This window comes from Coriobacteriia bacterium, from assembly GCA_031292615.1.
Taxonomy (GTDB): domain Bacteria; phylum Actinomycetota; class Coriobacteriia; order Anaerosomatales; family JAAXUF01; genus JARLGT01.
Window position 1 is genome coordinate 1 of sequence record JARLGT010000033.1, and the last position, 11,926, is coordinate 11,926.

The window sequence follows — 11,926 nt, forward strand, 5'->3', positions numbered from 1 at the left end:
CCACCGCGACGTTGTCTGGGTTGGCGAAGAACGCCCGGATGCTTGCGGCGATCTTGGGGCCGACACCCTCCACCGAGGCCAGCGGGTCGGCGGCAAGCGCAGCGGCGATGGTCACGCCATCGCCGGGCTGTGGCGGTTCGACCGCGGCCGCCCCTTCGATCGCGTCGATGCTGCCGAATGCCGCTGCCAGTGCCTCGCCTACCGTCGCGCCGACATGCCGGATGCCGAGGCCGAACAGCAGCCGCGAAAGCGGCCGATGGCGCGACGCCTCGATGCTTGCCATGAGCTTAGCCGCGACCGTCTCGCCCAGCGCGATCGCCGAGCCATCCTGCCGCACCCGGCCCATGTCGAGCCGGGCAAGCTGGTCGAGCCTCAGCGTATAGAAGTCGGCCGGGTCGTGCAGAAGGCCGGTGTCTACGAGCCGGGACACGATCTCGAAGCCCATGCCGTCGATATCGGCCGCTCCGCGCGATGCCCAGTGGCCGAGACGCTCGAGGCGTTGCGCCGGGCAGGCTACGTTGGTGCAGCGGACAGCGACCTCGCCCGGCTCGCGCCAGACCGGCGCCTCGCAGCTCGGACACACGCTCGGCATCGTCCACGGGACCGCGTCGTCGGGGCGCAAGCCCAAGACCGGACCCACGACTTCGGGGATGACGTCGCCCGCCTTGCGCACGACGATCGTGTCGCCCACGCGCACGTCCTTGCGATGCACCTCGTCCTCGTTGTGCAGCGTGGCCCGCGCAATCGTCGAGCCTGCAGCGACCACCGGATCGAACTCGGCAAGCGGCGTGAGCACACCGGTTCGGCCCACCTGCACGCGAATCTCGCGCAGGACGGTGGTCTTCTCCTCCGGCGGGAACTTGTACGCGATGGCCCATCTCGGCGCCTTGCTCGTGTAGCCGAGTTCGTCTTGTAACGACAGTGCATCGACCTTGACCACAACGCCGTCGATCTCGTAGGCGAGTTCCTCGCGCTTCTCCAGCGCGTGAGCACAGTAGTCGCGCACCGCCGAGCCATCAGCACAAGTCACGACGTCGGGGTTGACGCGGAAGCCCGCGCGCCGGAGCCACGAGAGCACCTCGCTTTGGCGGGTGATACCTAGCGCGCGAGGGTCTGCGATCGCGTAGATGAACGTCGCCAAGTCACGACTGGCGGTGATGCTCGGGTCCTTCTGGCGAACCGCGCCAGCCGCTGCGTTGCGCGGGTTGGCGAAGGAAGAGGCGCCGGCCTCTTCCTGCTCGAAGTTGAGCTTGGCGAAGCTGGCCTTCGGCATGTAGACCTCGCCGCGGACCTCGATGGCCGCAGCGCGTGAGACCGCGGCTGCTGCGCCAGCTTCCTCCGCTTCCGGCTCGGCGAACAGGGCCGTCTGCGCGGGGGCGCCGACCAGCGACGGCATGGCGCCCTCACGCAGCCGCAGCGGTACGTCGCGCACCGTGCGGACGTTGGCCGTAACGTCCTCGCCCACCCGCCCGTCGCCGCGCGTCGCTGCGCGCACCAGCACGCCGTCCTCGTAGGTCAGCGCGAGCGAACTGCCGTCGATCTTGAGCTCGCAGACGAACTCGCATGGCCGGTCGCCCAGCGCGTCGTGCACGCGGACGAGCCAGGCGTCGAGTTCGTCGAGGTCCATCGCATTGTCGAGCGAGTAGAGCCGCGAAGCGTGCGTCACGGGCTCGAACTGCCCGCCGACCGCCACGCCTCCCACCCGCTGGGTGGGCGACTCGGGAGTCACGAGTTCGGGGTAGGCAGTCTCGATGTCCTGCAACTCGCGCATGAGCGAGTCAAACGCGGAATCGCTGATCTCGGGAGCATCGAGCCCGTAGTACAGGTACGTGTGATGCTCGATCTCGCGCCGCAGCTGCTCGGCGCGGTGCTCGGCAGCGTCTCGGGTCTGGGGAAGTCCGGGCATGCCTCTAGTCGTCCAGGCCGCGAAGCCGCTGTACGTGGACGGGACCGACCTCGTAGATGACCACCTCGGGCACGAAGCGCTGAAGGCGCTCGGCCTCGTAGATCCACGCGTCGACGAGCGTGACCTTGAAGTAGGTGCCACCCTCGGCATGAATCGGCTCGACGTCGACCTTGTCGGCTAGGTAGGCGCGCAACTCGGTCTCGACGTAGTAGGGGAAGCTCGTGAGAGCGTGCTCGTACTCCTGGTAGAGCTTGAGTCGCTTCTCGGCTTCGTACATGTCTAGCTCGTCGATGCTGTCCACTACTCGGTCTCCTCGTATCGATTGGCCGCGCTCCGTCCCGCCTGAACGCGCATCCATTCTATCGTGCTTTTGTGCCCAGAACCGCGCTTGCTGCGCCGAGAACGCGAACCCCGTACACTCTTAGTGCCCGCAAACGGCCGGACGGAGCAGCATGAACGAGGTCCTCGAGCGGTGCGTCGAACTTGATACAGCTGCCCAACAATCGTATGCCCGCCTCGCCGAGGCCTGCACCGATCCGGAGCTGAGTCTCACCTTCCAGCGGATGAGCGCCGAGGAGTCGACCCACGTCCAGTGGTGGTCCGACCTGTGCGACGCCTACGCCGACGGCCGAGTGCCCGCCATCGCTGACGAGGCGACACTGCTCGCCTCGGTCAACGAGGTCGCCGAGCAGGTGCGCGAGCTACTCGAAGGCGACATCACGTCGCTGTCTCCCGACGAGATGCTCGAGCTGGCGATTCGCATGGAGTTCTTCATGCTCGACCCCGCCTTTGGCGAGCTGATCGACCTGCTCGACCCTGGCGCGGACGATCACCACCGAGACGCATACTCGCGCCACGTCATGCGGCTCGTGCACGAGGTCGAGAATCGTTATTCGGCACGGGGCCTCGCGTCCTTCTTGGCGCGTGTCCTGGCGCGGACCTATCGCGATCAAGAGCGACTCACCGCTCTGGCGACCCGCGACACGCTGACCGGCATCTACAACCGCCGTGGCTTCTACAACTACCTCACACAGTGGTGCTCTTGGTCGGAACGCTATCGCCACTCCCTCGGCGTGCTTCTCATCGACGTCGACCACTTCAAGAACGTCAACGACACGCTCGGCCATCCGGCGGGCGACGCCGCATTGTGTGCGGTCGCCGACGCAATCTGCGACTCGGTGCGCACGTCGGACCTAGTGGGCCGCTACGGAGGCGACGAGTTCGCCGTAATTGCGCCGGAGACTTCGGCACAGGCGCTCGAGATTCTGGCGCAGCGCATTCTGGAGGGGGTTCGCAACGCGAAGGTCGAGATTGATGGCGCCTCGGTCGAGCTCACCGTCAGCGTTGGCGGAGCCTACGTGAGCTCCGGCCAAGTCGCCACTGCAGAGACGCTACTGTCTTGTGCCGACAAGTCGCTCTACCGCGCCAAGGACGCCGGCCGCGACTGCGCCGGGGCGGTCATCGACATCTCGGCGCCCACTCTCTAGAGCCTCAGCCTTCGGTCGAGCCTTCCAGGTTCGCGAGCTGTGCAGCGTGGTAGCTCGAGCGCACGTACGGCGCGCTTGCAACGGCGGAAAACCCCAGCTTGTACCCGTCGCGGGACAGCTGCGCGAACACGCTCGGATCGACGTACTCGGCAACCGGCAGGTGAGCCGGGCTAGGCCTCAAGTACTGCCCAAGGGTCAGCATCTTCACCCCGTTGCCGAGCAGGTCGGCCATGACCTCGAGGACTTCGTCGGGGGTCTCTCCCAAGCCGAGCATGATCCCCGACTTCGTGGGCAGATCTGGTTGAGTTTCCCCCACCCGCTCGAGCACTCGCAACGAACGCAAGTAGTCGGCGCCGGGGCGCACCGTCGCATATAGGCGCGGCACCGTTTCGAGATTGTGGTTGAAGACGTCGGGCCGCGCAGCGGCAACGGTATCGACGTCGGCAAGGTGGCCGGCGAAGTCGCTCGTCAGCACCTCGACCGCGATCTGCGGCATAGCGGCGCGCAGAGCCTCGATGACCGCCACGAAGTGGGCAGCGCCGCCATCGGGCAGGTCGTCACGCGTAACGGTGGTGACCACGACGTGCCTCAGGCCGAGTCGCACTGCCGCCTCGGCGATGCGCCGAGGTTCGTCGGCGTCGAGCGGTCCAGGCTTGCGAGTCTGGACCGCGCAGAAGCGGCAGCCGCGCGTGCAGGCATCGCCCATGATCAGAAACGTGGCGGTCCCCGCCGAGAAGCACTCGCCGCGATTGGGGCACTTCGCCGACTGACACACCGTATTGAGCTCGAGTTCCTCGAGCAGACGGGCGACGGCGACAGCCTGCCCAGGCTGGGCGATTGGCCTACGCAGCCATGTGGGTAGGCGCACCGGAGCGCCGCTGTCATTCGTGGTTGCCAAGATACTCATCCAAGTTCGCCGCGACGGTTCGGGCTCTGCGAGGCCGCCATCGTAGCACCGAGCCCTACGGCCTGACGGCGATGACCTCGATCTCGACGCTCGCTGCCTTGGGGAGCCCCGCGACGGCGACGGTCGAGCGCGCCGGGAACGGCTCGGCGAAGAACTGGGCGTACGCGTCGTTCATCTTGGCGAAGTCAGCCATGTCGGTGAGGAAGACGGTTGTCTTGACCACGTCGGCGAGCGTGAGGCCAGCGGCCTCGAGCACGGCAGTGACGTTCTTGAGAACCTGCTTGGTCTGGCAACCGACACAGCCCTCGGCAAGCTCGCCGGTCTCTGGGACGATCGGCGTCTGGCCGGAGCAGTAGACGAACGGGTCGACGCTGATGGCGGCGGAGTATGGGCCCAGAGCGGCCGGGGCCTTCTCGGCGACGATTGCGGTCTTGTCGGGCATGTGGACCTCCTGTGAGACGGTTGGATTCGGGTCAAGATTGAGAAAGGCGGCGTGCGTACTCTGGTCACGTGGCATGTGGGGGCGGTGCACATCCCCAGGCGTCACGAAGCGGAGGCTAGTGTGCGGTGCCTGTCTTCTCGGCGGCTTCGCGCGCGGCAAGCATGATGACCTCGCTCACCGTGGGGTGCCCGAAGACGGCGTGCCCGAGCTCGGCGACGGTCATCCGTGCGGCCATAGGAACGCTGACCTCCTGGATGAGTTCGGCAGCGTGCGGGCCGACGATCTGCGCGCCGAGGATGCGGCCGGTGCCGTTCTCGGCGACGAGCTGGACGAAGCCCTCCGAGTGACCCTCGGCGAGCGCCTTGGCGTTGCCGGCAAACTTGAGCACGACTTGGATGGCGTCCAGCCCGCGCTCCTTGGCGCCATCACGGGTCGAGCCCACCACGCCGATGCCCGGCTCAGTGTAGACGGCTGCCGGCACTAGGCTCAGGTCTACCGAGCGAGTCGGAGCTTCGCCGCGCAGTTCGGCGACGGCGTTGCGCGCGGCGGCCTCGCCTTCCGCCTCGGCAACGTGCGCGAGCATCATGCCGCCGATCAGGTCGCCGATCGCGTAGACACCGGGCAGGTTGGTGCGGTAGAACTCGTCCACCTTGACGGCTGCACGATCCATCTCGATGCCGGCTTCCGGATAGCCGAGGCCCTCGGAGAATGGCTTGCGGCCGGGAGCGGCCAGGACGTAGTTCGCCGTGAGCGTCTCGCCGTTGTTAAGCGTCACGACGACCTCGTCGCCAATCTGCTCGACCTTCTCGGCGGCCACGCCCATGTGGAAGCGCACGCCCAAGGCCTCGAGCGCTTTGGTGGCCTCGCGCTGCACGCGCTTGTCGTTGCCGGGCAAGACCGCCGGCGTGAGCTCGACCACGTCGACGCTGGTGCCGAAGTTGGCGTAGGCGTCGGCGAACTCCAGACCGATCACGCCACCGCCGATGATGACGATGCTCTTGGGGATGCACATCAGCGAGGTGGCCTCGTCGCTCGTCCACACGCCCGGGAGCGAGTGGTCGATGCTCGGCAACAGGAACGGCACCGAGCCGGTTGCCAGGATCACCGCGTCGGCATCCACAACGACGTCGCCCTCGGCGGTCGAGGCCGTAAGCTGCTTCGAGCCGGTCATGCGACCGTCGCCCGTCACCACAGTGACCTTGAGCCGCTTGGCCTGCACGTCGAGCTGTCCGACGAGTTCGTCGACCACACCCTCCTTGCGCGCACGTAACGCGTCGCAGTCGATCGCAGGCACACTTCCGCGCAGGCCGAACTTCTCGAAGTGCCGAGCGTCGCTGACGATGTGTGCCGAGCGAAGGATCGTCTTTGTGGGGATGCAGCCCCAGTTCAGGCACGTTCCGCCAAGCCGGGCCTTCTCGATCAGCGTGACCTCGGCGCCGAGACGCGCCGCCTCGAACGCGGCCGAGTAGCCGCCGGGACCTCCACCAAGAACTGCGATGCGCATCGCCTCGACGCCTCCCAGGAATTCGTTTCTCGGGCTGAATGTCGGACGATTCTAGCACGCACGAACACGCATATGCGGTGGGTGCGCATGCCCCCGCGGCGGATAGACGATGAGCGATGGCAGCCGCGCAAACGAGATTCACACCTTCCCCACAGCGCCTTCAACACTCCCGCGGGCTGCGGCTCTACCATCTGAACCACGAAGAACGGCGGCACGACGATGCGGGGGTACTACGTGTCCAGGTTCTTTCCGGACGCCAAGCGCGTCATGCACGCTCGCCAAGAGTTCACGCAGGGTCACTTCGGCGATCTCGACCGAACGATGCAAGCCGAGAAGCTCGCATGGCCGCACACCGACGACCTGCCCACCGTGCTGGCCGAGTTCGGCGCGCTCGCTCACGAGCTGGGCTTGAGTGACGAGGACGACGGCTTCATCGTTCTAGTGCCGGTGCGCGTCAACGGCGCCGTGCTGACCACTCCGGTGCTGGTGGACCTGCAGCGCACGGAGCTGTCTTTCACGAGCCATCCGGCGGTGGGCGCCGGCGTCATCCCTGACGCCGTCATCGCCGAGAACACCGATCTTGCCTCGGCGATCCGCGAGCGCCTTCTCGGCGTACTTGCGACGTGGCACAACCCGGCTCCATCCGCCGAGTCCGCCTGACCTACTGGCGCTTCTAGCTGCAGATACTCCGAAGGCTCGGAACTCCCGAGCCTTCGCTCCGCCAGCGACCATAAGGTCGCGCCCGTTCACTATAACGCTGCCTGACACGAAACAAAGGCTCCACCCGGCGAACGGCCGAGCAGAGCCTCTGCTTTCGTGTCTCTCTTCAGAACGCTACTTCACCTTGACCGACTTTCCGGCATAGGAATCGTTCGCGGCAAACGTCGAGTTGCCGCCGAAGAGCGCGTAAAGCGTCCACGTGCCCTTCGCAAGCTTCACGGACACCTTGTACTTGTTGGACTTGATCTTGCCGCCGAAGGTCTTGCTGGTGCCGCCCTTTACCGCGAGGATCTTGATTTGGGATCCGCTCGAAAGCGACTTGCTGAATCCGCCCGTCGCCGAGAAGGCCACATTCTTCTTCTCCGAGTACTTGGCCGCTGGTACGGTTGGCGTGATCTCGCGGCTCGCGCCGGCGGGAGACAGGTCGATGTAGATCGGGTTGACTCCGCCGATGATCGCAGCGAACGAGCTTGACGCATCACCCGCGTAGAACCGGCCCGTCGGGTCAATCGCCGACTCTTTGTAGGTGACAGCGCTCCACGGCAGACCGCTGAATGCGGCGGCGCCATCCGAGCCCGTGGTCGCCGACCACTGCTGCAAGTGACCGCTGCCGTCCTTCTGTTGGACGATAACGAACTGGCCCGGAAGCATGGTCATCGGATGGCCGAATCGACGAACCACCGTCTTGATCGTGGCCGCCTGGTGCAAAGCTGGACTAATGCCAGTGACGTACGCCCCGGAGACGGTCAGGTTCAATGCGGAAGCGTAGTTGGGCTGTGCAGACGCCAACAAGCCCCACCACTGCTCGCCAAAGCGTCCTGCAGGATCACGGAACTGCACTCGGTAGGTCCCGTTCGCCAGCCAGAGCGAGTACTGCCCAGCCGAGTTCGTGACATCACTCCACTGGTACGAGCCATCGGACGTGTCGTACGCACTCACAACGATTCCACTGACGGGGGCGCCATTACCCGAATTGGTCACTGTGCCCTGAATGCCCTGCAGGAACCAGTAGATCGGAAAGTGCGGAATGATGATTGGGAAGAGCGCCTGCGCCGGGGCCACCCACGCAAACATTAGCGCGGTGGCGACGAGTAGCGCCGCGGCCCCCCTTATCGTTCTGCGCCGCAACATACTTTGCATCTCATGACCCCCTTTGGTTCGAATCGGCACGCACGGCGCCGATTCCCGTCTACTAGGGAAATTCTGCCCCAACTGACCGGGGGGAAACATGAGCGACGACGGCTGCCGCCAGTCGGTAGTGTAGCGCGGATTCGCGGTTCCGGAGGCAGCCACTACCCCAGCTCGGCACCCTCGATGATGCGAGCAACAGCGTCATCGCTGCCCAGCGGCATGATGTGGATGCCGTGCGCGATGTCCTTGAGCTGGATTGCCTGCTCGATCGCGATTGCGATCGCCTCGTCGAGCGGCTTCTCGGCACCGGTGACGCGGTCGGTGATCCAGTCCGGGACCATCAGGCCGGCGAGGCGCTCGTTGATGAACTTTATGACCCGGGGGCTCTTGAAGAGCAGAATGCCGGCGATCAGCTTGGCGCCCGTGGGCTCGAACGCCTCGACCGCGCGTGCAAACTTGTCGACGTCGGTGACAGCTTGCGTTTGGAAGAACTCGGCGCCGGCCTCGACCTTCTGCAGTCCGCGCTCGAGCTGGATGTCCCAAGGCTCGGCCTCGGGGAACAGCGCACCCCCCATGAAGAAGTCCGTCGCGCCGTCAAGCGGCGTGCCGTTCATGTCGACGCCCTCGTTCATGCCCTTGGTGACTTGGAGCAGCTGTGTGGAGTCCATGTCGAAGACGCCTTTGGCCTTGGGATGGTCTCCCCCGCGCGGGTCGTCACCGGTCACGACCAGCACGTTTTCCAGCCCGAGCGTCCATGCTGCGAGCAAGTCACTCTGCAGTGCGAGGCGATTCCGGTCTCGGCAGGTCTGTTGGAAGATCGGCTCGCAGCCGTTCCCGTTCTCGAGCACGACCCGCGAGGCCGCAAGCGACGACAGGTGCAGCGTCGCGCCCTGGTTGTCGGTAACGTTGAGCGCGTGGCAGAACGGCGAGAGCTTGCGAACGCTCTCCAGCATCGCCGAGTAGTCCGTGCCGTGGGGCGGCGCGACCTCGCCGGTGATGACGAACTCGCCGCGCACCAGCGCGTCACGAAACTTGCCCATCAGGCGTCCTTCTCGGTGGTGAAGGGCTTGTCAGTGGCGGTGGAAGCGGGCTTGCGGCCGAGCGCTGCATCTCGCGTGTTGACCGATCCGGGCCCGCGTTTGACCGAGTAGTCCTTCGGGGCGATGACGCCCTTCATGCCGCGGCCCTGCTCGGCGAGGCGTCGGCGAATCTTGACGTGCGCGCACTCGCGGTCCGTGAGCACCTCGCACATGCCGTTCCACATGCCGCCACACGGCCCGTTGAGTAGGCCTTTCGGGCAGGTGGTGACGGGGCAGATGCCGGCGGTCTTGTCGAGCACGCAGTCGCCGCACATCTGGCAGCGCTCCTCGAACACGCCGTGGCGCACCACGTTGCCGAGAAACGCGCTTTCGAGTCCCGGATACGTCGGCTTCTTCACGGCGTCGGCGACGGTCTGCACGCCCGCGCCACAGGACAACACGAGCACGGCGTCGGCCGCGTCGACCTCGGCCCGGTGCTTGCGCATGTCGAGATTCACACCGCCGGAGTGACACGTCACAGCGCCCACAGCCGAGCCGGTGACGCTGTAGCCCTCGGCTTCTAGGCGCGCCTTGGCGACCATGATCTCGGCCTGCCCGCCGGTGTGTGCAACCGTCGCGCACTCTCCGCAACCCATGATGAAGACGCTCTTGGCGTCGATCTCGGCGAGGTTGGCTTTGATCCGGTTCCAATCGCGCGGTTTGGTGACGATCACTGACGCTCACCTCGTCTGACGGCCGTCGCTTCGCGCACCGCGCTCACACAACCTGGCGCATCGGCCGAGTAGCCCGCACCGATACCGGCCGCCCACTCTGCCGTAACCACCGCACCGCCCACGAACACAGGCAGCCCGTCGTGCGCGCTCTTCACATCGCCGACGATCTGCTGCATCGCCGGCAGCGTGGTGGTCATCAGCGCGGAGAGGCACACGGCATCGCTCTTGTCGGCAGCTTCGAGTATGCGCTCGCTCGAGACGTCCACGCCCAGGTCGGCGACCTCGAAGCCCTGACTCTCCAGCAGGGAGACGCAGATATCCTTGCCAATCGAGTGGATGTCGCCCTTCACGGTTGCGAAGACCACGCGGCCGGCGGTGTCGTCGCGTGAGCCCTCGGGCAGGTGCTCCTTGACGCGCGCAACGGCCGCCTTCATGGCTTCGGCGGCGATCATCATCTGGGGCAGGAACGCATCGCCGCGACCATAGGCGTCGCCGAGGCGCTGGATGGCCGGCGTTAGCACGGCCCCGATAATCTCCTCGGCGGGCGTGCCCGAGGCGATCAGCGCGTCGACGAGCGTGGGAGCGGCATCGGTGTCGCCGCGCAGAACCGCACCCTCGAGCGCGTCGCGCGGGTCGACGGCGGTGGCCTCCGCGTGCGCGGGTGCAAGCGCCTCTGCGCCGCTGGCCGCCGCTGCAAGTGCCGATGCGTACGCGGCATCCCACGCGGCCCAAGCTTCGTGATGCGCGTCGGGGTCGTTGCCCGACACGAGCGCCTGGTTGGCGAGGCGCACCGCCTCCATGATCACCTGGTCGCTGGGGTTGATGATGCCGGCGTCTAGACCGCCCGTTACCGCCGCGTCGAAGAACGCCGCGTTGAGTAGCGGCCGCTGGGGAAGTCCGTGACTGATGTTGGAGACGCCGAGCACTGTAGCCAGCCCGCTCGCGTGAGCCGCCGAGAGAGCCTCGACGGTGGTGCGCGGGGCATGCGGGTCGGTTGCAGCGGTCATGACCAGCGCGTCGACGATCAGGTCGCGATCCGACAGCCCGTAACCATAGGCCGCCTCGCGAACGCGATCGACGACTGCGCCTCGACCCGCGACGCTCTGGGGGATGCCGACGTCGTCCAGAGCGAGCACCACAACCGCGGCGCCGTACTTGGCCACGAGCGGAAGTACGGCCTCCATCGACGCCGGGTCGCCATTGACGCTGTTGACGAGCGCGCGGCCAGGGTAGATGCGCAGCGCCGCCTCCAGCGCGGCCGGGTCGGTAGTGTCGAGCACGATTGGCAGCTCGCTCGTCCCGATGACCGCCAGCACGGCGGCTGGAAGCGCGACACTCGCGTCGACACCGGCGGCACCCACGTTGACGTCGAGGAGGTCGGCACCGGCCGCTTCCTGCTCGGCGGCGAACGAACGCACGATGCTCATCGAGCCGACGCGCAGCTCCTCGGCCAGCGCCTTCTTGCCGGTGGGGTTGATGCGCTCGCCGATGACTCGCACGGGCGAGCCGGAGCCGATCGTCACGACCCGGCGCGGTCCAGCGACTCGCAGCCCATCAAACCCGCGCCCGCGCACGACCACGAATTCTCTGTCGGCAACGGCGTCTACGATCGCGCCCGTGAAGACGGGCGTCGAGCCGCAGCAGGAGCCGACCAGTGCGGCGCCCGCCTCGCGCGCGGCGGATGCGAAGGCGGCCATCTCGTCCGGCGTGCCCGGGAACTGTGTGCGACCCTCAGCGTCTAGCGTCGGTAGGCCCGCGTTGGGCTGAGCGAAGACCGGCAGAGTCGTCGTCGCAGCCATCCTGCGCACAAGCGGCAGCATCTGCTCCGGCCCCAGCCCGCAGTTCATCCCGACACCGTCGGCGCCGGCCGCCTCGAGCACGACCGCGGCCGTCTCCGGATCGGTGCCCGACAGGTCCATGCGACCCGCAAGGCCAAAGGTGCAGCTTGCGAAGACCGGCAGGTCGCACACCGATTTGGCCGCCAGAACCGCGCAGCGGGCCTCGGCGATGTCGGTCATCGTCTCGATGAAGATCGCATCCGGACCCGCCGAGGCAAGCGCCGCGGCCTGCTCGGCG

Annotated in this window: 11 protein-coding genes; 2 read left to right on the top strand and 9 right to left on the bottom strand. The window is 66.6% G+C overall.

The features are described 5' to 3' along the window. A partial coding sequence (ligA, locus tag P4L93_03190) for an NAD-dependent DNA ligase LigA (GenBank protein MDR3685953.1) occupies nt 1-1,906 on the bottom strand: 1,906 nt, incomplete at its 3' end. 4 nt (nt 1,907-1,910) lie between these two features. Then, a complete protein-coding gene (locus P4L93_03195) occupies nt 1,911-2,207 on the bottom strand; it encodes a DUF2469 family protein (protein ID MDR3685954.1) in 297 nt (98 codons plus the stop codon). Nucleotides 2,208-2,358: 151 nt separating this feature from the next. Between P4L93_03195 and P4L93_03200 the strand changes: the two genes are divergently transcribed. Next, nucleotides 2,359-3,393 carry a diguanylate cyclase gene (locus tag P4L93_03200; GenBank protein ID MDR3685955.1) on the top strand — a complete coding sequence of 345 codons (1,035 nt, stop codon included), beginning with the start codon at nt 2,359-2,361 and terminating at the stop codon, nt 3,391-3,393. Nucleotides 3,394-3,397: 4 nt separating this feature from the next. Here P4L93_03200 and lipA read toward each other — a convergent pair whose 3' ends face one another. The 3 genes from lipA to lpdA all read right to left on the bottom strand — a co-directional run bounded on the left by lipA (nt 3,398) and on the right by lpdA (nt 6,246). Continuing rightward, nucleotides 3,398-4,291: a lipoyl synthase gene (gene lipA, locus P4L93_03205; protein MDR3685956.1), complete on the bottom strand. Its 894-nt coding sequence runs from the start codon at nt 4,289-4,291 to the stop codon at nt 3,398-3,400. A 64-nt stretch (nt 4,292-4,355) separates the two neighbouring features. Continuing rightward, the gene (locus tag P4L93_03210; GenBank protein MDR3685957.1) at nt 4,356-4,742 is read right to left on the bottom strand and encodes a RidA family protein; all 387 of its coding nucleotides are present in this window, start codon (nt 4,740-4,742) and stop codon (nt 4,356-4,358) included. Between the two features lie 115 nt (nt 4,743-4,857). After that, nucleotides 4,858-6,246, bottom strand: coding sequence for a dihydrolipoyl dehydrogenase (gene lpdA, locus P4L93_03215; GenBank protein MDR3685958.1), 1,389 nt, complete (start codon nt 6,244-6,246; stop codon nt 4,858-4,860). Nucleotides 6,247-6,480: 234 nt separating this feature from the next. Here lpdA and P4L93_03220 point away from each other — a divergent pair, with 234 nt between their 5' ends. After that, complete coding sequence (locus P4L93_03220) at nt 6,481-6,906, top strand: hypothetical protein (GenBank protein MDR3685959.1); 426 nt, start codon at nt 6,481-6,483, stop codon at nt 6,904-6,906. A 174-nt stretch (nt 6,907-7,080) separates the two neighbouring features. Here P4L93_03220 and P4L93_03225 read toward each other — a convergent pair whose 3' ends face one another. The 4 genes from P4L93_03225 to P4L93_03240 all read right to left on the bottom strand — a co-directional run. Further along, the gene (locus P4L93_03225; protein MDR3685960.1) at nt 7,081-8,097 is read right to left on the bottom strand and encodes a carboxypeptidase-like regulatory domain-containing protein; all 1,017 of its coding nucleotides are present in this window, start codon (nt 8,095-8,097) and stop codon (nt 7,081-7,083) included. 161 nt (nt 8,098-8,258) lie between these two features. Then, nucleotides 8,259-9,137 carry a methylenetetrahydrofolate reductase gene (locus tag P4L93_03230; protein MDR3685961.1) on the bottom strand — a complete coding sequence of 293 codons (879 nt, stop codon included), beginning with the start codon at nt 9,135-9,137 and terminating at the stop codon, nt 8,259-8,261. Continuing rightward, a complete protein-coding gene (locus P4L93_03235; GenBank protein MDR3685962.1) occupies nt 9,137-9,850 on the bottom strand; it encodes a methylenetetrahydrofolate reductase C-terminal domain-containing protein in 714 nt (237 codons plus the stop codon). The genes P4L93_03230 and P4L93_03235 overlap by 1 nt, the downstream gene beginning before the upstream one ends. Further along, a partial coding sequence (locus P4L93_03240; GenBank protein ID MDR3685963.1) for a homocysteine S-methyltransferase family protein occupies nt 9,847-11,926 on the bottom strand: 2,080 nt, incomplete at its 5' end. The genes P4L93_03235 and P4L93_03240, both read right to left, overlap by 4 nt.

Coding starts and splice junctions, on each gene's coding strand:
- lpdA (MDR3685958.1), bottom strand. CDS start 6,246: ATGCGCATCGCAGTTCTTGGTGGAGGTCCCGGCGGCTACTCGGCCGCG.
- P4L93_03210 (MDR3685957.1), bottom strand. CDS start 4,742: ATGCCCGACAAGACCGCAATCGTCGCCGAGAAGGCCCCGGCCGCTCTG.
- P4L93_03230 (MDR3685961.1), bottom strand. CDS start 9,137: ATGGGCAAGTTTCGTGACGCGCTGGTGCGCGGCGAGTTCGTCATCACC.
- P4L93_03200 (MDR3685955.1), top strand. CDS start 2,359: ATGAACGAGGTCCTCGAGCGGTGCGTCGAACTTGATACAGCTGCCCAA.
- P4L93_03225 (MDR3685960.1), bottom strand. CDS start 8,097: ATGTTGCGGCGCAGAACGATAAGGGGGGCCGCGGCGCTACTCGTCGCC.